The following is a 22,104-nucleotide window of genomic DNA, read 5'->3' on the forward strand; positions in this document are numbered from 1 at the left end:
TGCTTGCCAAGCAAAATATGGCGAAAACTCCCTTATTTTGCAGGTGCAGAAACGATTCCCCCGGCACATGAACCTGTAAGGTCCTCATATTGACATCTTATAATACAAGTGTACCGTCGATCCCCGGAGGAGACTTTCAATGAGCGAGATATTCGGGAAATCCGTGTCTCTGACGCGCGGGTCGACCCTGAGCGATCAGGTGACCGAGGCGTTGCGCCAGAACGTGACCAGCGGCACCTGGCCCGTGGGCAGCATGTTGCCCTCCGAGGCCATGCTTTGCCAAGAGCTGAATGTCTCCCGCACCGTCATCCGCGAGGCGGTTTCCCGGCTGAAAGCAGAGGGGCTGCTCTCCAGCCAGCAGGGCCGCGGGGCCTTCGTGGCCGCCAGCCGCTCCCGCCTCGGGTTCTCCATTGACGCCGGTGACGTGGACAACCGGTGGAAACTCGGCCAGATCCTCGAACTCCGCATGGGAGCCGAGATCGAGGCCGCCGCCATCGCCGCCCGGCGCCGCACCGAAGAGGACCTCGCCACGATTCGCGAAGCGGTCGAGGCCTTCGCGGCGCAGCAGCAGCACAGCCCCGAGAACGCCCGCGCCGGCGTGGAGGCCGACCTGCGTTTCCACCGGGCGATCTGCGAGGCGACGCGCAACAGCTATTACCTCGCCTTCTACGACTACCTCAGCGCCAGCCTGCGCGAGACCATCGAGGCGGGTCGTCACCGTGCGCTCGAACGGGGCGGCGACAGCCGGGAGGCCGCGGAGGAACACCGCTCCATCGTCGAGGCCATCGCCGAGCAGGACATGTTCGCCGCCCGCAAGCGGATGCGCAAACACCTCGAACTGTCGCGCGACCGCCTGCTGGGGCAGCTCTGGGACCACCAGGGCGAGAAGAGCGACCTGCACCGCAACGACCGCCCCGAGGCGGCGGAGTGACCTGCGCGCCCCGCCCCCAGGGCCCCGCCCTGCCCGCCGCGCTCCACGACGCGTTGCAGGCGCCCGACCGGCTGACCATCGCGCTGAGTGGCGGCATCGATTCGCTGACGCTTTCCGCCGCCGCAGCCCTCGCCCGCGACGGGCAGGTCTCGCTGGTGCATGCGGTCTCCGCCGCCGTGCCCGCTGCCGCCACCGCGCGGGTGAAGGACTTCGCCGCCGCCCGCGCCCTGCCCCTGCGGCTGGTCGATGCGGGCGAATTCGCCGATCCGCGTTATCGCGCGAACCCGGTGAACCGCTGCTACTTCTGCAAGTCGAACCTCTATGGCACCCTGCGCCAGTTGGCGGGCGACGGGGCCATTGCCGCGGGCACCAACCTCGATGACCTCGGCGATTACCGCCCCGGTCTTCTGGCTGCGGACGAACATGCCATCCTGCATCCCTTCGTCGAGGCGGAGATGCCGAAATCCGAGGTCCGCGCCCTTGCCCGGCGCCTCGGCCTCGGCGATCTGGCGGACCTGCCCGCCGCCCCCTGCCTCGCCAGCCGGATCGAGACCGGCCTGCGGGTGGAGCCCGCCGAACTGGCACTGATCGACGCGGTGGAGAGCGCGCTGCGCGACCGGCTGGGCGCCGTCACCCTGCGCTGCCGCCGCCTGCCCGATGCGCTCGCGATCGAGATCGACGCGGCGACCCTTGCCGCCCTGACACCGGAGGCGCAGGTCGCGTTGACCGACCACGCCCGCGCCGTCGCAGCCGCCCACGACGCCGCCCACCTGCCGCTGCGCCTGCGCGCCTACAAGAGAGGGAGCGCCTTCATCCATGCCTGAGGACCGTTTCGACAGCGACCCGAACGTCACATTCGACCGCGACCGCCAGCTGCGCATCGGGCTGGAGGAGGCCGTGCTGGCGGAGTTCAAGACCGTCGCGCAGGTCTCGGCCATCCTCGGCGATGCCATCGCCGAGGGCCGCCGCCTGCTGCTGACCCGCCTGACCCACGATCAGCACGCCGCCCTGCCCGAGGCGCAGCGCGCGGCCATCGACTATTGCCCGCTCTCGAGGACCGCGATCCTCGGGGCGCTGCCGCCGCAGGCCGTGACCCCGCGGGTGGCGCTGGTCAGTGCGGGCACCTCGGATGCGGGTCCGGCGGTGGAGGCGCAGCGCGTGCTGGCCTATTCCGGCCTCTCCGCGACGATGGTGGCCGACGTGGGCGTGGCCGGGCTCTGGCGCCTGCTGCGACAGGAGGAGCTGCTGAAATCCATGCAGGTCGTCATCGTCTTCGCCGGCATGGATGCAGCGCTGCCCTCGGTGGTGGCGGGCCTCGTGCCGGGCATGGTGATCGCGGTGCCCACCTCGGTCGGCTACGGGGTGGCGGCGGGTGGGCAGACGGCGCTGAACGCCACGCTGGCCAGCTGCGCGCCGGGCATCCTCGTGACCAATATCGACAACGGCTATGGCGCCGCCTGCGCCGCGCTGCGGTTCGCCCGTGTGACCGGGACACCCGCCCCCCGTACGCCTGACGCCGCATCCGGCGCCCCATCGGACGCGGCGGCGCGCCCTGCGCCCCCGGACGGTTTTTGACATGTCGGACAGCCTGCGGATAATACCCCCCATCACGGGGGCCCGCGCCGGCTCCGCGGCAACGGGTGGCATCGGAATGGACAACGGCAAGCTGACGATCCGCAAGCGCAAGACGCTCTCGGACCAGCTCTATGGCCAGATCCTCGAACAGATCGTCTCGGGCACCCTGACCCAGGGCGAAAAGCTGCCCTCCGAGAACCAGATCTGCTCCGCCTTCGAGGTCTCCCGCCCCGTGGTCCGCGAAGCCCTGCGCAAGCTGCAGGAGGACGGCCTGATCGAGGCCCGTCGCGGTGTCGGCTCCTTCGTGCGCAAGCGACCGCCACAGGGGCTGATCGAGTTCACCACGGCGGACAGCGTCTCGGGCCTGATGCGGGCCATGGAAGCGCGGATCGTGCTGGAGAAGGAAACCGCCCGCCTCGCCGCCATCCGCGCCGAGCCCCGCGACATTGCCAAGATCGAGGCGGCGCTGGAGAGGCTCGAAGCCTCGATGCAGGTGCGCGCGCCCTCTCTGGATGCGGACTACGACTTTCACCTCGCCGTGGCCGAGGCCAGCGGGAACGAGGTCTTCGTCACCATGCTGACCGCGATCCGCGAGGTGGCCGAGCGCACGATCCAGGTGGCGCAGAACATCACCCGGGGCGGCACACAGGCGCGGATCGACCGGGTCGCGCGCGAACACCGACAGGTGCTGGAGGCGATCAAGTCCCGTGATGGCGAAGCCGCCGGGCTGACCATGGCCTACCACCTGCTTCAGGCGCGCCAGCGGGTCACCGACACCGCCCGGGACGATTGATCCGCGAGGTCACCGACGGCGTCTTGAGGTGAAGGATCCGGAGGATTACGGGCGGTGCTCGGGTCGAGTGATCCGCCGCGTCACGCAAAAATCCGAAAAAAGTCCGAAGACGTGGGCACCAGCGGGTCTTGCAAACGCAAGAGACCTTGATCCCGTCCTGCAGCGGCGGCGGCGGCGATCCCTGATAAGATCGCCATCCAATGCCCCCCCAATGAGCAGTTTGCAAAGTGGCGAGAGGTGGTTTGCAAAGCAACCCGCCCCATCCGCGTGGCCGATCCAACTTTGCAAACAGCGCACTGGAGATTTGCAAACCACCCCCTGAAGGCACCTATGGCAAGCCTGCTGCCCCCACCGGCCTCGGGACCGGCCTCCACTCAACGGCCGCCGCTCAAAAAACGCGCGCCCTAACGCCACCGGCCCCACACGGAATGTGCGGGGCCGATGGGTCTTGCATTGGACATGACGGACCGGCGTGGCCGATCAGGTGGGCCCGGCCACTTCAGCCCCGATCGACCTGGTCTGATCAGCAGGGGTTGCGCAAACTGGACCTGATCAATCGGGCCCGACAACCCGGGACCCATCGAACGCCCCCTGTCACTTTCGCCCGGCGATCAGGTCTTCCATCATGCCACGCTCTTCCTCGGTCAGGTCGGTGAGCGGAGCGCGCACCGGGCCGGTCTCGAAGCCGCGCAGGCTGACGCCCGCCTTGATCGCCGAGACCGCGTAACCGGCGCAGCGGTCGCGGATCTTGGCGAACGGATAGTAGAACTCCCGCAGCAGCCGCTCGCAGGTGGCGTCGTCGCCCTTGCTGAAGGCATCGAAGAAGCTCAGCGCCGTTTCAGGTACGAAGTTGAAGACGGCCGAGGAATAGGTCGGCATCCCCGCCCCGCGATAGGCCTGCGCGAAAAGCTCGTGCGTGGGCATCCCGCCGATGTAGGACAGCCGGTCGCCCATCTGGATCGTCACCCGGCGCACCGTGTCGATGTCGCCGGTGCCATCCTTGAAGCCGATCAGGTTGGGGCATTCCTCCGCCAGCTGCTCCAGCGTTTCGGCCGAGACGCGCGAGGCGCCGCGGTTGTAGACGATGACGCCCATGTTGGTGGATTTGCAAACCGCGCGGATGCGGTTTGCAACACCTTCCTGCGGGCCCTCGGTCAGGTAGTGCGGCAGCAGCAGGATGCCGTCGCCGCCTGCCGCTTCGATCGCCTGCGCCATGTCGCAGGCCATCCGCGTGCCATAGCCGCAGCCCGCGATCACGGGCGCATCGCCTGCCACCTGACGCGCGACCTTTACCACCTCGACCACCTCGTCGGGGGTGAGGGAGAAGAGCTCCCCCGTGCCGCCGGCCACGATCAGGCCGGCCACCGGATAGGAGGAAAGCCAGTCGAGATGCGCGGCGAAAGGCTTGGGCGCAAAGCGATCCTGATCGTCGAAGGGCGTCACCGGGAAGGACAGCAGCCCGGTGCGGATCGTTTCACGCAGGTCGTTCGGTGCAATCATCGTACCGCTCTCACTTCATGTCCGCAGGCAGGATCGAGGCCGGCACGTTCTGGTAGCTCACCGGGCGCAGGAAGCGGCGGATCGACATCGTGCCGACGCTCGTCGCGCCGAAGTTGGTGGAGGCCGGGTACGGACCCCCATGGACCATGGCATCGCAGACCTCGACGCCGGTGGGGAAGCCGTTGACCAGCACGCGACCGGCCTTGCGCTCCAGCACCGGCAGCAGGCGGCGGGCGTCGTCGGCGTCTCCATCATCCATGTGGATCGTCGCAGTCAGCTGGCCCTCGAACCCCTTGGCGAGGCCGACCATCTCGTCGATCGAGTTCACCCGCACCACGAGGCCGAGCGGGCCGAAGACCTCCTCGCCGAGCGCGTGATCCTGCAGATAGGTCTCGGCGTCGGTCTCGTAGAGGTTGGGCAGTGCACCGCGGGTGCCGGCATCCTTGGCCAGCAGCGGGCGCACGGCGTTGCGACCGTCGAAACGGGCCTTGCCGTCGCGATAGGCCTTGGCGATGCCGTCGGTCAGCATGACCTGTTCACCCACCTGATCCAGCGCGACGCGGGCGGCGTTCACGAAGGCATCGCCGGCGGCGCCCTTCTCGACCACGGCGATGCCGGGATTGGTGCAGAACTGGCCCGCGCCCATGGTGAGCGACCCGGCCCAGCCGGCACCCATTTCGGCCGAGCGGGCCTTGACCGCTTCGGGCATCATGAACATCGGGTTGACCGAGCCCAGTTCCCCGAAGAACGGGATCGGCTCGGGCCGCTGCGCGCAGAGGTCGAAGAGCGCCCGGCCCCCGGCCAGCGAACCGGTGAAGCCCACCGCCTTGATCAGCGGGTGCTGGACGAGCGCGCTGCCGACCTGGCGGTTGCCGCCCTGGATGAGCGAGAAGACACCGGGGTGCAGCTTGCAGCGTTCGATGGCGGCGTGAATGGCCTCGGCCACGATCTCGCCGGTGCCGGGATGGGCGGAGTGGCCCTTGACCACAACGGGGCAGCCCGCGGCGAGGGCGGCGGCGGTGTCGCCCCCGGCGGTGGAGAAGGCCAGCGGGAAGTTCGAGGCGCCGAAGACGGCAACGGGGCCGATCGGACGCTGCATCAGCTTGATGTCGGGACGCGGCAGCGGCTCACGGTCGGGCAGCGCCTTGTCGTGGCGGATGTCGAGGTAGGCGCCGTCGCGGATGTGCTGCGCGAAGAGACGCAGCTGGCCGGTGGTACGGCCACGCTCACCCTGCATCCGCGCCACGGGAAGACCGGATTCGCGGTGCCCGATCTCGGTGATCTGCTCGGCGCGGGCTTCCATCTCGTCGGCGATGGTCTCGAGGAAGATCGCGCGTTCCTCGCGGGTGGAATAGCCGTAGGTCCAGAAGGCCTCTTCCGCGGCTTCGCAGGCGGCATCCACATGGTCCACGGTGCCGACGGAGAAATCGTGCTGCGGACCCTCGAAGGGCTCGTTCTTGAAGTGCGACGGGCCCTCGACCCAGTCGCCTGCGATCAGATGCTTGCCGTGCGGTGTGAAGTGAAGTGCGTTTCCGTCCATGGTCCCCTCCCGAGAGATGGTATCTTGCGTTTCATGTGCACTAATATTTTAATTCACCCAATCCGTCAACCGGCGGGGTCACGTTGCGCCGCCCTGCGGCACGGGTTAGCGTATCGGGCGAGCATGAGGGGACAAGGCAATGACAAATCTGGGTTTTCTGGCGCCTGAACGACCTGCGGGCGGCTCTGCCGCGACCCGTGTCTTCGAGGATTTGCGCCGCCGGATCATCGCGCTGGAGCTGCCGCCGGGCACGCCCTTCCTGCGCGCGGAGCTGGCGCAGCGCTATGACGTGAGCCAGACGCCGATCCGCGAGGCGATGCAGCGGCTGGAGCAGGAAGGCCTCGTGAAGGTCTATCCGCAGTCCAAGACCGTGGTGACCAAGATCGACGTGCCGCAGATCTACGAGGCGCATTTCCTGCGCACGGCGGTGGAGATCGAACTGGTGCGCCGGCTCGCCGAAGAGCCGCCGAAGGAGACCTTGGCCCGCGCCCGCTCGCTCCTGCGGATGCAGGACGCGGTGAAGGACGACCCGGCGCAGATGGCGGTCTTTCAGGAGCTGGACGAGGTCTTTCACCAGACGCTCTTCGACGGGATCGGACAGGGCGGCATCCACGCCCTGATCCGCGCGCGCTCCGGCCACCTGAACCGCTTGCGGCGGCTCGATCCGCCCTCGGGCGAGAAGATCGCCTATATCCTGCGGGGCCATGGCGAGATCCTCGACGGGATCGAGGCCCGCGACCCGGCGGCGGCGATGGTCGCCATGCGCGATCACCTCAGCCGCACGGTGGCACGGGTCGAAGAGCAGCGGGCCGCGCATCCGGATTTCTTCAGCTGAGGCTGCTGCGCCCGGCAGGGCGCAGCGGTCCACCGGGATAACAGGAAAGATGAAACGGCAGGGCGCACCCGCCCTGCCCTTTGTCTGCCAATCGGTCTGTGCGGGATCCGATTTACGGCTTGAGCCGCGACACCAGACCGTCCATCTCGCGCGCCAGAAGCCAGGCGTCACCCGCGATGGCCACGAACTCGATCCCATCATCGAAGAACTTGCGCGCCACCGCCTCGCCGTAGCCGAGGATGCCGGCGGCCTTTCCGCCTGCGTGGATCGCCGCGACCGCCTCATTGATCAGCGCCTGCACCGGCTCGGCCCCCACCTGCCCGGCATAGCCCATGGCCGCCGACAGGTCGCCCGGCCCGATGAAGATCGCATCCACGCCGGGCACGGCGGCGATCTCGGGGATATTGGCGACGGCCTCGGGGGTTTCGACCTGCACGATCACGCAGATCTCGTCGGCGTAGCGTGTCAGGTAGTCGCCCTGCCGCGCGTAGTCGTTGGCGCGGATCGTGGCCGAGATACCACGCACGCCATGGGGCGGGTAGCGCGTCCAGCTGACCGCGCGGGCGGCGTCCTCGGCGGTCTGGATCATCGGGAACATGATATTGCGCGCCCCGATGTCGAGCAGCCGCTTGGTCATGGTCTGATCCGAGGACGGCGGGCGCACGATGACCTCGGCGGTGGAGGTGCCGGCAGCCCCCCGGGCGGCGCGCAGCTGATCGGTGATCTGGCTCAGGTCGTTGGGCGCGTGCTCCATGTCCACCAGCAGCCAGTCCACGCCCGATCCCGACGCGATCTCGGTCACAGTGGACGAACAGAGCGACAGCCAGATCCCGGGCAGGCGCGCCCCCGGTTTCAGTACTCCCTTGAGCGGTTGCGACGGCATCTGCGGTTCTCCTCCAATTCAGGTCGGGGCAGATCGCCCCTCGACAATCCACCTGATACGGTAATATATCAGTTCGGGCAAGCACCGAGTCGCCGGTCCCGGACCGGCCCCCGCCAGCAGGCGAAAGAGGGAGGAATTCATGGGCGATACCCGCAAAACCCCGGCTGATCTGCGCTCCGCGCGCTGGTTCGCGCCGGATGACCTGCGCAGCTTCGGACACCGCAGCCGCATGATGCAGATGGGCCTCGCGCCCGAGGACTGGGAAGGCAAGCCGATCATCGGCATCCTGAACACTTGGTCCGAGATGAACCCCTGCCACCTGCACTTCCGCCAGCGGGCGGAAGAGGTGAAGAAGGGCGTGGCGCAGGCCGGTGGCCTCGCGGTCGAGATCCCGACGATCTCCATCGACGAGAGCTTCACCAAGCCGACCTCGATGCTCTACCGCAACATGATCGCCATGGAGACGGAAGAGACGATCCGCTCTCACCCGCTTGACGGCGTGGTGCTGATGGGCGGCTGCGACAAGTCCACCCCCGGCCTGACCATGGGCGCGATCACCGCGGGCGTGCCCTTCATCTACCTGCCCGCCGGCCCCATGCTGCGCGGCAACTACGCCGGCAAGATCCTCGGCTCCGGCTCCGACGCGTGGAAGTTCTGGGATGAACGCCGCGCGGGCAATATCTCGGACCAGGAATGGCTGGGCGTCGAGGGCGGCATCGCCCGCTCCTACGGCCACTGCATGACCATGGGCACGGCCTCCACCATGACCGCCATCGCGGAATCCATGGGCCTCTGCCTGCCCGGTGCCTCCTCGATCCCGGCGGCGGATGCGGGGCACAAGCGGATGTCGGCGGCCTGTGGACGGCGTGCGGTCGAAATGGTCTGGGAAGACCTGACGCCCGAGAAGATCATCACCCCCGAGGCGGTGAAGAACGCCGCCGTCGTCGCCATGGCGACCGGCTGTTCCACCAACGCCGTCGTCCACCTGCTGGCCATGGCGCGCCGCGCCGGCGTGGCGCTGACGCTCGACGACCTCGACGCGCTCGGCCGCTCAACGCCGCTGATCGCCAACATCCGCCCGCTCGGCGATACCTACCTGATGGAAGACTTCTTCTATGCAGGGGGCCTGCGCGCGCTGATGAACCAGCTGGGCGACAAGCTCGACCGCACCGCGATCACCGTCACCGGCAAATCGCTGGACGAGGGCATCAAGGACGCGGTGGTCTACAATGACGACGTGATCCGCCCGCTCGACAACCCGGTCTACCACGAGGGCTCGCTCGCCGTGCTGCGTGGCAACCTCTGCCCGGACGGCGCGGTGATCAAGCCCGCCGCCTGCAACCCCAAGTACTACCAGCACGAGGGCCCGGCACTGGTCTTCGACAGCTACCCCGAGATGAAGAAGGCGATCGACGACGAGGACCTCGAGGTCACGCCGGATCACGTGCTGGTCCTGCGCAACGCAGGTCCCCAGGGCGGCCCCGGCTTCCCGGAATGGGGCATGCTGCCGATCCCCAAGGCGCTGATCAAGCAGGGCCACCGCGACATGCTGCGGATCTCGGACGCGCGGATGTCCGGCACCTCCTACGGGGCCTGCGTCCTGCACGTGGCGCCCGAAAGCTTCATCGGCGGCCCGCTGGCGCTGCTCAAGACCGGCGACATCGTGCGCCTCGACCTCGAGAACCGCTCCCTCGACATGCTGATCAGCGACGAGGAACTGGCCGCGCGCAAGGCGGCATGGGTCGCCCCTGCCCCGCGCTATGACCGTGGCTATGGCTACATGTTCCAGCGCCACGTCGGTCAGGCCAACGAGGGCTGCGACTTCGACTACCTGACCCACGACTTCGGCGCCAAGGCGCCCGAGCCCGACATCTTCTGAGGAGCAGATCATGACCCACGACCTGCAAACCGCCCTGCGCGGCATCTCCGGCATCCTCGTGACGCCCTATGACGACAAGGGCGAGATCGCGCCCGGCAAGCTGGCCCCGATCCTCGACCGCGTGGTCGCGGCCGGTGTCCACCTGCCCGTGGTGAACGGCAACACCGGCGAGTTCTATGCGCTCACCACCGACGAGGCCTGCACCATGGTGCGCGAGGTGGCCGCCCTTCTCGACAACCGTACGCCGCTGCTGGCCGGCGTCGGTCGCGGCATCCGCGATGCCTGCCGACTGGCGAAAGAAAGCGCCGAGGCCGGGGCCGCCGCGCTGATGATCCACCAGCCGCCCGATCCCTTCGTCTCGCCCCGCGGGACCGAGGAGTACATCAAGGCCGTGCGCGAGGCCTCCGGCGGGCTGCCGGTGATGCTCTACCTGCGCAACGACGCCATGGGCGCCGCCGGCATCGCCCGACTCTGCGAGATCGAGGGCGTGCAGGGCGTCAAATGGGCCACGCCCAACCCGATGATGCTGGCGCGCTGCATCGACATCTGCCCCGACCACATCGTCTGGGTCGGCGGCCTGGCGGAGGTCTGGGCCCCGCCCCTCTACGCGGTCGGCGCACGCGGCTTCACCTCCGGCCTGATCAATGTCTGGCCGGAACGTTCCATGGCGATCCACGCCGCGCTGGAGGCCAGCGACTATGCGCTCGCCAACCGGCTCATCTCCGAGATGCGGGTCTTCGAGGACATCCGCGCGGAAGAGCTGAACGGCACCAACGTGACGGGCGTGAAGGCCGCTCTGATCGCGCAGGGCCACGACTGCGGCCCGACCCGGCCGCCTTCGGCCTGGCCGCTGACGGAAAAGCAGCAGACGGCGCTCGACGCCTTCATGAAAGCCAACTGCCTTGCAAAAGGAGCCGCCGCATGAACCCGGAAACCAAGGAAAAACTGATGCAGGTCTCGGTGGCGACGCTGGCCACCGCGCTCTACAAGCGCGGGTTGCGCAGCCAGGTGATCCAGGGCGTCCACCCGGTGGGCCCCAAGGGCCGCAACATGGTCGGCCCCGCCTTTACCCTGCGCTACATGCCCGCCCGGGAGGACCGCAACCAGCTGGTCGAGTTCCGCAACCCCGAGCATCCGCAACGCGTCGCCATCGAGACCTGCCCCGAGGGCCATGTCTTCGTGATGGACAGCCGCAAGGACCCCCGGGCGGCCTCGGCGGGCGACATCCTGCTGACCCGGCTGATGATGCGCGGCGGCGCCGGTGTCGTCACCGACGGCGGGCTGCGCGATGCGGCCACGATCGCCCAGCTGGACATGCCCTGCTACCACCAGCGCCCCTCCAGTCCCACGAACCTCACGCTGCACGAGGCGATCGAGATCAACGTGCCCATCGGCTGCGGCGACGCCCCGGTCTTCCCCGGCGACATCATCGTGGGCGACGACGACTGCGTCATCGTGATCCCCGCGCATCTTGCCGAGGAAGTGGCCGACGAGGCGACCGAGATGACCGCCTACGAGGATTTCGTGGTGGAACAGGTCAAGGAGGGCGCCGCGATCATCGGCCTCTATCCCGGCACCAAGCAGGAGAACCTCGACAAGTTCGCCGCCTGGCGCAAGGCCAACAACCGCTGAGCATCTTTCGCTCCGAAATATCCTTGGGGGGTGTCGCGCAGCGACAGGGGGGCAGACAGCCCCCCTTCTTCGTTCTCGTACCAGCGCCTCAGCTCTCCGCTTGAACGCCAAGAATTTTAAGAAAAATTCTTGGGAAAAGTCTTGTTTCAAGACTTTTCGGCGCCGCTCTCAGCCACACCGCAGTCCACTTCCGCCCCGCCCCCGGAAAATTCGAATTTTCCGGACCGGATTTTTCGAAAAATCCGAAGCGCGCCTCCTGCGGGGGCGCGTCGGGGGCTCTGCCCCCGGGCGCCGCCGTTCGGCGCCTCCCCCGGAGGTATTTGGGGAAAGATGAAGGATCAGCCGAAATAATCCGGGTAGGCCGCGCGCTTCTCCGAAATCCGGTCCACCGTGCGTTGCAGGTGGGCCCGCAGCGCCGTGGTGGCCGCGCTCACGTCCCCGGCCGCGATCCCGTCGAGAATGTCGGCGTGGCCGCCGAGCACCGCGTCCATGCGCACCGGTCCCGTATCCGTGGGCGTGCCGTCATCGGGCAGGAAGATGCGCCGCAGCCGGTCGAGGTGACCGGCGCGGGAGCGCATGACCCGCTGGCTCTGCTCGTGCCCCGCCGCGGCGAAAAGCGCCTGGTGGAAAAGCTCGTCGAGTTCCTGGAAGGTCGGCACGGCAGCGGCATCCCCGGCCAGGCTCTCCTGCAGCGCGTGGATCGAGCGCAGCCGCGCCAGGTCCGCGTCGGTGATCCCCTCGGAGGCCAGCTGGCGCACCACTTCCGTCTCCAGCGCCAGCCGCAGGAACTGTGCCTCGCGCACCTGCGGCACGTCGATCGGCGCGACCAGCGTCTTGGACTGCGGGAAGATCCGCACCAGGCCCTCCTCGGCCAGCTGCTGCAGCGCGTCGCGCAGCGGCGTCAGGCTGACCCCGAAGGTCTTGGCAAGCTCCGCCCGGGGTAGCGAGGTGCCCGGCGGCAGGTCCAGCCGCACGATCCGGGTCCGCAGCACCTCGTAGACGGTGCGTCCCGCGGGCCCGCCCTCGAAGAGCCCCGCCCCCGTGTCCGAGAGCCCGAAGCTTTCCGCAAGCCCGCTGGTGCTGCGGCTCATCGCCGATCCGATCAATTCCTGCATTGCCGCCTTTCCGACTGACTGATAGATCTAATATATCAGATGGGCAGCCCCTGTCGATTCCCTTGTCGACAGCCACGCCACCCAGAGGGAGGACACCATGACCGAGACGCTGGCCGAGACCGAGCCCAGATCCCCCGTATTGCGCCTGAGCCCCGGCGACAACATCGTTGTCGCGATCCGCGAGATCCCGGCCGGCACGGCGCTGCCCACGGAGGGCGTCACCGCCAACCACGACGTGCCCCAGGGCCACAAGGTCGCCACGCGCCCGATCCAGGCCGGCGCGCCGATCCTGAAGTTCGAGACCGTCATCGGCTATGCCGCCCATGACATCGCGGCGGGCGACTGGCTGCACAGCCACAACATCAAGTTCGACGCGGTCGAGAAAGACTATGCCTTCGCCCGCGACTACGTCCCGACCGAGATCCTGCCCCCCGAGCAGCGCGCCAAGTTCCAAGGCATCAAGCGCGCGAACGGCAAGGTCGGCACGCGCAACTACATCGGCCTCTTCGTCACCGTGAACTGCTCCGCCACCGTGGCACGCAAGATCGCGAACTACTTCGACGAAGAGCGCATGGAAGACTGGCCCAACGTCGACGGCGTCATCCCCTTCATCCATGAAAGCGGCTGCGGGATGGAACTGACCGGCGAGCCGATGGACCTGCTGCGCCGCACGCTGGCAGGCTATATCCGCCACCCCAACATGGTGGGCGCCGTGGTCTGTTCGCTGGGCTGCGAGCGCAACAACCTCGTGCAGTTCTTCGAGGAGCAGAGCCTCGCCGAGGGCAAGATGCTGCACACGGTGACCATGCAGCACGTGGGCGGCACCGCCCAGGCGATCAAGGACGGCAAGGCCGCCGTCCGCACGATGCTGGACGAGGCCAACAAGATCGAGCGTGAGCCCTGCTCGGCCGAACATATCACCATCGGGATGCAATGCGGCGGCTCCGACGGGCTGTCGGGGCTGACGGCGAACCCGGCGCTGGGGCGTGCGGCGGATATCCTGATCCGCAACGGCGGCACCGCGATCCTGTCGGAAACGCCCGAGATCTTCGGCGTCGAACACCTGCTGACCCGGCGCGCGCGCAGCGAGGCCGTGGGCCGCAAGCTGGTCGAGCGGATGGACTGGTGGCTGGAGTACACCAAGGGCAAGGACACCCAGATCAACGGCGTCGTCAGCCCCGGCAACAACGCGGGCGGCCTCGCCAACGTGCTGGAGAAGTCGCTGGGCGGCTCCAAGAAGGGTGGCACCACCGGGCTGATGGAGGTCTATCGCTACGCCGAGCCGGTGGTCGAGAAGGGTTTCGTCTTCATGGACACCCCCGGCTTCGATCCGGTCTCGGCCACGGGGCAGATCGCCGGCGGCGCGAACCTGATCTGCTTCACCACCGGGCGCGGCTCCTGCTTCGGCTCCTACCCCTCGCCGACCATCAAGCTGGCCTCGAACACGCCGATGTTCACCAAGATGGTCGAGGACATGGACATCAACTGCGGCGAGATCGTCGACGGCACCAAGACGCTGGACGAGATGGGCGAGGATATCTTCCAGCACATCCTGCGGATCGCCTCGGGCGAAAAGAGCAAGTCCGAAGCGCTCGGCGTGGGGGAAGAGGAATTCGCCCCCTGGCCGATCGGCGTGACGGGCTGAGGCTGGCAGGGTGAAGGCCTTGGGACTGAAGACTTCGGCCTAAAAATCTGGGGCTGAAAATTTTGGGGCTGCGACACCCGGCCCGAGATGAACGGCCCGGCAGATACGACCTGAGAGAAGCGGGCCGAAACACGGGGCCGAAACACCGGGTCGACAGGCAGGGCCCAGACACCGGGGCCCAGACACCGGGGCCCAGACACACGGGTCCGCTGCGGCGGGCCCTTCGATCCGCGTTCGGGAGGAGCGGGGCCCGCAAAGGTCCGGCACGGACGGCGGATCAAGCGGACGGGCGGGCAGCCGGGGAGTGGTCTCGGCCCCGCCCGGCTCTGCGACACGAGGATATGGGTCTAGGGAGGATCGGACCATGCTGGACGGCGCGAAACCGAATTACGTGAAACTGGTCGAGGACACGGTGCTGCCGCGCATCGTGCTCTGCAAGCAGACCTTCCCCGCCACCCGGATCGACGACCCGGCGGCCGCGGTGCGCGACGCCATGGCCGGGGTCGACTGCGTGGGCAAGATCAAGCCCGGCATGTCCATCGCCGTCACCGCCGGCAGCCGTGGCATCGCCGTCTTCCCCGAGCTGCTGCGCGCCCTGATCGACGAAATCAAGGCCCGCGGCGCCCATCCCTTCATCGTGCCCGCCATGGGCAGCCACGGCGGCGCCACCGCCGAGGGCCAGGTCAAGGTGCTGGAAAAGCTGGGCGTGACCGAGGCCTCCATGGACTGCGAAATCCGCTCCTCCATGGAGACGGTCGAGGTGGGCACGCTGGACAACGGCATGGTCGTGCGGATCGACAAGCACGCCTACGAGGCCGACGGCATCGTGCTCTTCAACCGGATCAAGCCGCATACCTCCTTCCGCGCCCCGAACGAGAGCGGGCTGGCCAAGATGCTCTCCATCGGGCTCGGCAAGCAGTCGGGCGCGGAAAGCTGCCATTCCCGCGGCATCGACAACGTGCCGATCTACGTGGACATGCAGGCCCGGGTGAAGCTGGCGACCTGCAAGGTTCTCTTCGGGCTCGGCTCGATCGAGAACGCCTATGACCAGCTGGCCAAGGTCGTCGTGCTGGACAGCGAGGGGCTGATCGAGGCGGAACAGCCCTTCCTTCAGGAAGCCATGGCCAACATGCCCCGTCTGCCCCTCGGCGATCCCGAGGCACCAGTGGCTGAGGGCGAGCTGGACGTGCTCGTCGTGGACATGATCGGCAAGGAGTTCTCCGGCACCGGCATGGACCCGAACATCACGCATCGCTTCTCCTCTCAGAAGATGCAGCGACAGGCGACGATCAACATCAAGCGGCTTGCCGCGCTGGAACTCTCGCCGCAATCCGCCGGCAACGGCAATGGCGCGGCGCGGGCCGACGTGGTGACCGAACGGCTGGAGGCGGCCTTCGACCGCGAGGCGGTCTATGCCAACTCGCTCACCTCCACGGTGCTGATGCAGGCCAAGATGCCCATGGTCATGCCCGACGACCGCTCCGCCATCCAGGCGGTGGTGAAGACCTGCGAGGCGGCGGACCTGCGCATGTGCAAGCTGATCCGCATCCCGAATACGCTGCACCTGGGCTATCTCTACGTCTCCGAGGCGATGCTGCCTGAACTGGAAGGCCGCCCCGGCTTCGAGGTGGTGGGCGAGCTGGAGGAGATGCGCTTCGAGAACGGGCGGATCGCGAACCCCTGGCCCGAGACCCATTGATGCGGGACCTCGGCATGGGCGCGCGTCTGCACCTCCATCTCGATCCGCTCGGTGGCACGGCGGGCGACATGTTCGTGGCCGCGCTGCTGGATGCCTTCCCACATCTCACCGCCCGCGTGATGGCCGATTGTGCCGCCGTGCTGCCCGCCGAGGCAGGCCATGCCCGGCTGGACACCGGCATGAGCGGCGGCATGGCGGTGAAGCGCTTCGGGCTGGACACGGGCGCGTCGGATGCAGGGGCACAGGACCATCCCCACGGTCATGGCCCTGCGCAGGCGGTGGCGCACGGGCATGATCACGTGCATGATCACGGGCACGGGCATAGGCATGATCACGGGCATGAACATGGCCACGGGCACGCCGGGGCCCACCACCCGCATCACGCGCATGAACATGACCACGGTCATGCCCATGCCCACGCACATGCGCATGGCCATTCCCACAGCCACTCTCACCACCACTCCCACGACACCACATACCGTGCCCTGCGGGCCCGGATCGAGGAGGCACCGCTCGCCCCCGGCACCGCGGCCGAGGCCTGTGCCATCCTGCACCGCATCGCCCTCGCAGAAGCCGCGGCCCATGACCTGCCGGTCGAGGAGGTGCATTTCCACGAACTGGCCGACTGGGACAGCCTGATGGATGTCACCGCCGCGGGCTCGATCGCGGCGGCGCTGGAGGGCGCGACATGGTCCGTGGCGCCCCTGCCCCTTGGCGCGGGCCTCGTAAAGACGGCGCACGGGATGCTGCCGGTCCCGGCCCCGGCGACGGCGAAGATCCTCGAAGGTTACGACTGGATCGACGATGGTGTGGCGGGCGAGCGGGTCACGCCCACCGGTGCCGCGATCATCGCCCATCTGACGGCGGGCGCCCACGGTACCCGTCCGCCGGGCCGGCTGACCACCAGCGGCATGGGCGCGGGCACGCGCACCCTGCCCGACCGGCCCAACGTCCTGCGTGTCACCGCCTTCGAGACAACCGCTCCAGCAATCACGGTGCCCGGGAGCAGGGGCGGACCGGACAGCGACCGCGTGGTGCAGCTGGCCTGCGATCTGGACGACATGACCGGCGAGGAAATCGGCTGGGCGGTGGAGGGGTTGCGCGCCCTGCCCGGTGTCGTGGACCTGACGCTGCTGCAGGCGCAGGGCAAGAAATCCCGCCCGGTCACCCGGATGGAAGTGCTGCTCAGCCCGCGGGCAGAAGCCGACGTGAGCCGGGAAATCTTTGACAGGACAAGCACTTTGGGCTTGCGCCGGACCGAGGTGACGCGCCTGATCCTGCCGCGGGATGCGGGCGTGGCCCCCGATGGCGCGCGCCGCAAGACCGCCACCCGCCCCTCGGGCGCAACCACCAAGGCCGAAAGTGACGATCTCGCCACGGCGTCCACGCTGGCCGAGCGCCGCAGGCGCGCCCGCGACGCCGAGACCTGACACCTCAGGGCGGCCCGCACCGGGCCGCCGCAGCACCGGGGCCGCGAGGCCGCTGTCCGATCCGGTCCGCAGAGCCCGGACCACGAACCAGGGGCCGCCCTGATCATGCGCTCCATCACGGGCTTTGTCAGGGGCGCTTTCAGGGGCCCCGACCGAGAGGCCCGACCATCGGCCGGCACGCCGGCCAGAAACTGCCGGACCAGAATATCGGCCCCAAAAGACCGGCCACCACCCCCATGCGCTGCCCCGGCGCGCCCAGGCACCAGCCAAGGAGACCCTCATGAAACCCCAGGTGCTCATCATCGCCCCGCTGCTCCCCAACCAGATGGCCCAGCTGGAGGCTACCTATGACCTCCACCGCCTCGACAAGGCCGCGGACAAGGCCGCTTTCCTCGCCGAGGTCGGCCCCCGGATCGAGGCCGCGGTGACCGTCGGCTCCGTCGGCTTCACCCGCGCGCAGGCCGAGGCGCTGCCGAAGTGCAAGATCGTCTCCACCTCCTCGGTGGGTTACGACAAGATCGACCTCGCCGCCTGCGCCGAGCATGGCATCGCCGTGACCAACACCCCAGACGTGCTGACCGATGACGTGGCCGATACCGCGCTGATGCTGCTGCTCGCCGCCGCGCGCCAACTGCCGCAGGGCGAGGCGCACGTCCGCTCCGGGGCATGGGCCAAGGGGCCGATGCCGCTGACCATGGCGCTGAAGGGCAAGACGCTGGGCGTCGTCGGGCTGGGGCGCATCGGTCAGGCCATCGCCGACCGGGCCGAGGCCTTCGGCATGGCGATCGCCTATTCCGGTCGCAGCCCCAAGGACGTGCCCTACGCCTATTACCCCACGCCCGAGGCGCTTGCCGCCAAGGCCGACGTGATCGTTGCCGCCGCTGCCGGCGGGCCGGAGACCAAGGGCCTCGTCAGCCGCGCCGCGCTGGAGGCGCTCGGGCCCAAGGGCATCTTCGTGAACATCGCCCGTGGCTCCGTCGTGGACGAGGCGGCGCTGATCGAGTTGCTGCAATCCGGCAAGCTGGGGGCCGCGGGCCTCGACGTCTTCGAGAACGAGCCCACCCCCGATCCCGCCTTCGCGACGCTGGACACGGCCGTGCTCTACCCGCACCACGCCTCCGGCACGGTGGAAACGCGCGAGGCCATGTCGCAGCTGGTGGTGGACAATCTCGCCGCGCATTTCGCGGGCCAGCCGCTGCCGACGCCCGTGCCGCTGCCGAAGGCCGCTGCCTGATCCCTCCCGACCGTCGCCCCCCGCGGGCGGCGGTCAGCCCGCCAGTCCCGCGCCCAGATGGTCGAGGAAGAGCCGGACCCGCCGGGCCTCGTAGGCGCGCGGCGGAGAGACGGCATAGAGGTTCGTGGCCTCGCGGGTGAAGCCCTCCAGCACCGGCTCCAGCCGCCCGGCGGCGATGTCGGCGGCCACGTCGAAGCTGGACTTCAGCGCCACCCCCGCCCCCGCCACGGCCCAGTCCCTGAGCGCCATGCCGTCGTTCACATGGCGGTCGCCCGAGACCCGGACCCGGAACCGCTCGTCCCCCGCCCGAAACGCCCAGAAGGCCTGCTGCCCGGTCAGCGTCGACAGGACGAGGCAATTGTGCCGCTCCAGATCGCGGGGATGCTCCGGCCGACCGTGGGCGTTCCAATACGACGGCGCAGCCACCACGACCTTGGTCCCGCGCAACAACAGCCGCGCCTTCAGGTCGCTGTCCTGCAACGGGCCGGTGCGGATACCGACGTCGAAACCACCCTCCACGAGATCCACCAGCGAGTCCCCGAGGAAGAGCTGCACGGTCACCCCCGGATGCGCCCGCATGAACCTGTCGGTCAGCGGCGCGATCTGCGCCCGGCCAAGATCATTCGTCGCCGTCACCCGGATCGGACCGGACAGCGGCCCCGCGTCCGACAACCCGCGCATCGCCTCGTCCATGTCGGCAAGGATGCGCCGCGCCCGGTCGCGGAAGGCCTCGCCCTCCGCCGTCAGCGAGAGCTGCCGGGTCGTGCGCACGACCAGTTGCGCCCCCAGCTGCTCCTCCAGCCGTTTGAGCCCGTGGGTGACGGTGGAAGGCGAGACGCCCCAGTCCCGCGCCACGGCAGAGAGATTGCCCGTATCGGCGATGGCGACCAGCAGCCGCATCATCCGCAGAGTGTCCATTCTTCGAGTTCCTCGAAAGGTGTTTACCTCACCTAAGCCATTTTATCCGGCTGTCGAAAGTTATCTTCCTGTGAGCAAGCGAGACACCGCGCTGTAAAGTTGCCACCCCGCGATCCGCGTGGAGGGGCGGCACAGCAAGGCGAAGAGCAGAGAACAGAGTAGAGCACAGAATGACGACACCCCATGCACTGGTCGCAGGCGGCCTTGGCGTGATCGGGCGCAGCCTTGCCACCTACCTTGCCGATGATCTCGGCTGGCGGGTCACGGCGCTGTCCCGGCGCAGCCCGGACTTCGAGACCTCCGCCACCTACCTGCCCGTCGACCTCGAAGATGCGCAGGCGACCGAGGCCGCGCTGAAACAGGCGGGCCCCTTCAGCCAGGCCTTCTATGCCGCCTATCAGGAACACGCCGACCCGAAGGCGCAGGTCGAGGTGAACCTCGCCATGCTGCGCCACTTCACCCTCGGGGCCGAGGCGGCCTCGCCCGATCTGAAGCGCGTGGTCCTCTACGAGGGCGCGAAATACTACGGGGCCCACCTCGGCGCCTTTCCGACCCCGGCACGGGAGGACGATCCCCGGGTCATGCCGCCGATGTTCTACTATGACCAGCAGGACTGGCTCGCCGCCCATGCGGAGGGCAAGAGCTGGGATCACGTGGTGTTGCGTCCCGACGTCGTCTGCGGCTTTGCGGTCGGCAACCCGATGAACCTCGCCATGGTGATCGCCGTCTATGCGGCGATCTGCAAGGAACTGGGCCTGCCGCTGCGCTTCCCGGGCTCGGCCACCTGCTATGGCAAGCTGGCGCAGGTCACCGACAGCGCGCAGCTGGCGCGCGGGTCGGCCTGGGCGGCACGGGAGGCCACCGGCGGCGCAGCCTACAACCTCACCAATGGCGATATCTTCCGCTGGTCGCACCTGTGGAAGCGCATCGCCGCCCACCTCGACATGGACCCGGGCGAGCCGATGCCGATCTCCCTGACGGAGATGATGGCGGACAAGGGCCCGCTCTGGGACCGGATCAAGCTGAAGTACGGGCTGCAGGACATTCCCTTCGAGAAGGTCGCGGCCTGGGGCTTTGGCGATTTCATCCTGAACTGCGACTGGGACGTCATCTCCTCCACCACGAAGATCCGGCAGGCCGGGTTCAATGACACGGTGGACAGCGAAGAGATGATGATCCGGCTCATCGACGACTTCAAGGAAAGGAAGGTCATCCCATGACATCTCCCGCCCACGCCCGCATCCGCGGGATCGAACATATCGGCATCACCGTGCCCGACCACGACGCCGCCGTCAGTTTCTTCCGCAAGGCCTTCGGGGCCGAGTTGCTGCTGTCGCAGACCCAGACCAACGGCGGCCCGATAAGCGCCGAGGAGGTCGGCGCCAAGAACGGGCTGCGCGCCGGCACGCGGATGATGAAGGTCTCCATCCTGCGCCTCAAGAACGGCCCCAACGTGGAGATCTTCGAGATCGACCTGCCGCAGGGCACGCCCGTGGACAATGTCGCCAACTACGGCATCAGCCACTTCAGCGTGACGGTCGAGGACATCGACGCCATGTCCGAGGCCTTCGCCCGTGCGGGGGGCACGCTGCTGGAGGGGCCCTATGACCTTGGCGCGCCCGAGGACGGACCGGGCAACCGGGGCCGCTTCGGCCGCACCCCCTGGGGCCTGCTGATCGAGTTCGAACAGTTCCCCGCGCCCATCAGCTATGCCGCGGAGGCCACCAGCACCCGCTGGCTGCCGGAGACGGTGCGCGAGACGGAGGACTCGGAATGAGACGACTGAACGGCAGCAGCATCCTCGTCATCGGCGGCTCCTCAGGCATCGGCTTCGGCGTGGCCAAGGCCGCCCGCTCGGTCGGCGCCGATGTCACCATCGCCTCGCGCGACGCCCAGAAGGTCGCCGATGCCACCACCCGCATGGGCGGCGGCGAAGGCGTGACCCTCGACACTTCCGATGCCGAGGCGCTGGAGGCCTTCTTTGCAACGCGCAGCTTCGACCATGTCTTCTGCTCCGCCGCCAGCACCAAGGTGGCCGCGGTGAAGGAGCTCCCGCTGGAGGCGGCCTATGCCTCGTTCAACTCGAAGTTCTGGGGCGCCTACCGGGTGGCCCGGGCCGCGCAGGTGAACGCGGGCGGCTCGATCACGCTGGTCTCGGGCTTCCTCTCGGTCCGGCCCAAGCCGGGCGCCGCGATCCAGGGCGCGATCAACGCGGGGATCGAGGGGCTGACCCGGGGGCTGGCGCTGGAACTGGCGCCGGTGCGGGTCAACTGTATCTCCCCCGGGCTGATCAAGACCGAGATGTACGACGGCCTCGATGGCGACGGGCGCAAGTCGATGTTCGACGGCGCCGCCGAGAAGCTCCCCGTGCAACAGGTCGGCACCCCCGAAATGATCGCCATCCAGGCCATGGCGCTGATGGAAAACCCCTACATGACCGGTTCCACCGTCTTCGTTGACGGCGGCGGGGCCATCGCCTGAAGAGAAAGGACAGA

General features: G+C 68.3%; 20 protein-coding genes. 15 read left to right on the forward strand and 5 right to left on the reverse strand.

What is annotated here, in order from left to right; translation table 11 throughout:
• Positions 1–139: 139 nt before the first annotated feature.
• From ACX9MO_RS19085 to ACX9MO_RS19100, 4 genes are all read left to right on the forward strand, one after another.
• Entirely contained in the window at positions 140–931 is a 792-nt protein-coding gene (locus tag ACX9MO_RS19085) for a FadR/GntR family transcriptional regulator (RefSeq protein WP_222490140.1), read from the forward strand.
• Positions 928–1,755, forward strand: coding sequence for an ATP-dependent sacrificial sulfur transferase LarE (gene larE, locus ACX9MO_RS19090; protein ID WP_462212992.1), 828 nt, complete (start codon positions 928–930; stop codon positions 1,753–1,755). Before ACX9MO_RS19085 ends, larE begins: the two co-directional genes overlap by 4 nt.
• Entirely contained in the window at positions 1,748–2,506 is a 759-nt protein-coding gene (gene larB / locus ACX9MO_RS19095; protein WP_462212993.1) for a nickel pincer cofactor biosynthesis protein LarB, read from the forward strand. The genes larE and larB overlap by 8 nt, the downstream gene beginning before the upstream one ends.
• Before the next feature lie 76 nt (positions 2,507–2,582).
• The gene (locus ACX9MO_RS19100) at positions 2,583–3,299 is read left to right on the forward strand and encodes a FadR/GntR family transcriptional regulator (RefSeq protein WP_222490143.1); all 717 of its coding nucleotides are present in this window, start codon (positions 2,583–2,585) and stop codon (positions 3,297–3,299) included.
• 594 nt (positions 3,300–3,893) lie between these two features.
• Here ACX9MO_RS19100 and ACX9MO_RS19105 read toward each other — a convergent pair.
• Positions 3,894–4,799 carry a 5-dehydro-4-deoxyglucarate dehydratase gene (locus ACX9MO_RS19105; protein WP_261397861.1) on the reverse strand — a complete coding sequence of 302 codons (906 nt, stop codon included), beginning with the start codon at positions 4,797–4,799 and terminating at the stop codon, positions 3,894–3,896.
• A 10-nt stretch (positions 4,800–4,809) separates the two neighbouring features.
• Positions 4,810–6,339 carry an aldehyde dehydrogenase (NADP(+)) gene (locus ACX9MO_RS19110; protein WP_462212994.1) on the reverse strand — a complete coding sequence of 510 codons (1,530 nt, stop codon included), beginning with the start codon at positions 6,337–6,339 and terminating at the stop codon, positions 4,810–4,812.
• Positions 6,340–6,478: 139 nt separating this feature from the next.
• Here ACX9MO_RS19110 and ACX9MO_RS19115 point away from each other — a divergent pair, with 139 nt between their 5' ends.
• Entirely contained in the window at positions 6,479–7,174 is a 696-nt protein-coding gene (locus tag ACX9MO_RS19115) for a GntR family transcriptional regulator (protein WP_462212995.1), read from the forward strand.
• Positions 7,175–7,286: 112 nt separating this feature from the next.
• On the opposite strand, the gene ACX9MO_RS19120 is transcribed toward ACX9MO_RS19115, so the two are convergent.
• Positions 7,287–8,057 (reverse strand): HpcH/HpaI aldolase family protein, encoded by a 771-nt coding sequence (locus ACX9MO_RS19120; RefSeq protein ID WP_462212996.1) that lies wholly within the window; start codon positions 8,055–8,057, stop codon positions 7,287–7,289.
• A 139-nt stretch (positions 8,058–8,196) separates the two neighbouring features.
• On the opposite strand from ACX9MO_RS19120, the gene araD reads away from it, so the two are divergent.
• Genes araD through ACX9MO_RS19135 form a run of 3 tightly spaced genes read left to right on the forward strand, consistent with a single transcriptional unit; the run spans position 8,197 to position 11,568 of the window.
• Positions 8,197–9,936, forward strand: a complete 1,740-nt coding sequence (gene araD / locus ACX9MO_RS19125) for an L-arabinonate dehydratase (protein WP_222490147.1) — start codon at positions 8,197–8,199, stop codon at positions 9,934–9,936.
• A 10-nt stretch (positions 9,937–9,946) separates the two neighbouring features.
• Complete coding sequence (locus ACX9MO_RS19130) at positions 9,947–10,861, forward strand: dihydrodipicolinate synthase family protein (protein ID WP_462212997.1); 915 nt, start codon at positions 9,947–9,949, stop codon at positions 10,859–10,861.
• Positions 10,858–11,568: a ribonuclease activity regulator RraA gene (locus tag ACX9MO_RS19135; protein WP_462212998.1), complete on the forward strand. Its 711-nt coding sequence runs from the start codon at positions 10,858–10,860 to the stop codon at positions 11,566–11,568. The genes ACX9MO_RS19130 and ACX9MO_RS19135 overlap by 4 nt, the downstream gene beginning before the upstream one ends.
• Before the next feature lie 338 nt (positions 11,569–11,906).
• On the opposite strand, the gene ACX9MO_RS19140 is transcribed toward ACX9MO_RS19135, so the two are convergent.
• A complete protein-coding gene (locus ACX9MO_RS19140) occupies positions 11,907–12,659 on the reverse strand; it encodes a GntR family transcriptional regulator (protein ID WP_462212999.1) in 753 nt (250 codons plus the stop codon).
• A gap of 121 nt (positions 12,660–12,780) precedes the next feature.
• Here ACX9MO_RS19140 and ACX9MO_RS19145 point away from each other — a divergent pair, with 121 nt between their 5' ends.
• The 4 genes from ACX9MO_RS19145 (at position 12,781) to ACX9MO_RS19160 (ending at position 18,691) form a co-directional block, all read left to right on the forward strand.
• Positions 12,781–14,328, forward strand: a complete 1,548-nt coding sequence (locus ACX9MO_RS19145; protein ID WP_462213000.1) for a UxaA family hydrolase — start codon at positions 12,781–12,783, stop codon at positions 14,326–14,328.
• A gap of 364 nt (positions 14,329–14,692) precedes the next feature.
• Complete coding sequence (locus ACX9MO_RS19150) at positions 14,693–16,027, forward strand: nickel pincer cofactor-dependent isomerase, group 22 (protein ID WP_462213001.1); 1,335 nt, start codon at positions 14,693–14,695, stop codon at positions 16,025–16,027.
• A 14-nt stretch (positions 16,028–16,041) separates the two neighbouring features.
• Positions 16,042–17,457, forward strand: coding sequence for a nickel pincer cofactor biosynthesis protein LarC (larC, locus tag ACX9MO_RS19155; RefSeq protein WP_462213002.1), 1,416 nt, complete (start codon positions 16,042–16,044; stop codon positions 17,455–17,457).
• A 280-nt stretch (positions 17,458–17,737) separates the two neighbouring features.
• A complete protein-coding gene (locus tag ACX9MO_RS19160) occupies positions 17,738–18,691 on the forward strand; it encodes a 2-hydroxyacid dehydrogenase (protein ID WP_462213003.1) in 954 nt (317 codons plus the stop codon).
• A gap of 33 nt (positions 18,692–18,724) precedes the next feature.
• Here the strand turns inward: ACX9MO_RS19160 and ACX9MO_RS19165 are convergent, their stop codons facing one another.
• Positions 18,725–19,609 (reverse strand): LysR family transcriptional regulator, encoded by an 885-nt coding sequence (locus ACX9MO_RS19165; protein ID WP_462213004.1) that lies wholly within the window; start codon positions 19,607–19,609, stop codon positions 18,725–18,727.
• A gap of 170 nt (positions 19,610–19,779) precedes the next feature.
• Here ACX9MO_RS19165 and ACX9MO_RS19170 point away from each other — a divergent pair, with 170 nt between their 5' ends.
• From ACX9MO_RS19170 to ACX9MO_RS19180, 3 genes are read left to right on the forward strand one after another with little or no spacing between them, the layout of a single operon-like run.
• Positions 19,780–20,829: an SDR family oxidoreductase gene (locus tag ACX9MO_RS19170; protein WP_462213005.1), complete on the forward strand. Its 1,050-nt coding sequence runs from the start codon at positions 19,780–19,782 to the stop codon at positions 20,827–20,829.
• Entirely contained in the window at positions 20,826–21,386 is a 561-nt protein-coding gene (locus ACX9MO_RS19175) for a VOC family protein (RefSeq protein ID WP_462213006.1), read from the forward strand. The genes ACX9MO_RS19170 and ACX9MO_RS19175 overlap by 4 nt, the downstream gene beginning before the upstream one ends.
• Entirely contained in the window at positions 21,383–22,090 is a 708-nt protein-coding gene (locus ACX9MO_RS19180) for an SDR family oxidoreductase (protein ID WP_462213007.1), read from the forward strand. The genes ACX9MO_RS19175 and ACX9MO_RS19180 overlap by 4 nt, the downstream gene beginning before the upstream one ends.
• Positions 22,091–22,104: the final 14 nt, after the last annotated feature.

Source organism: Pseudooceanicola profundus (assembly GCF_054919315.1).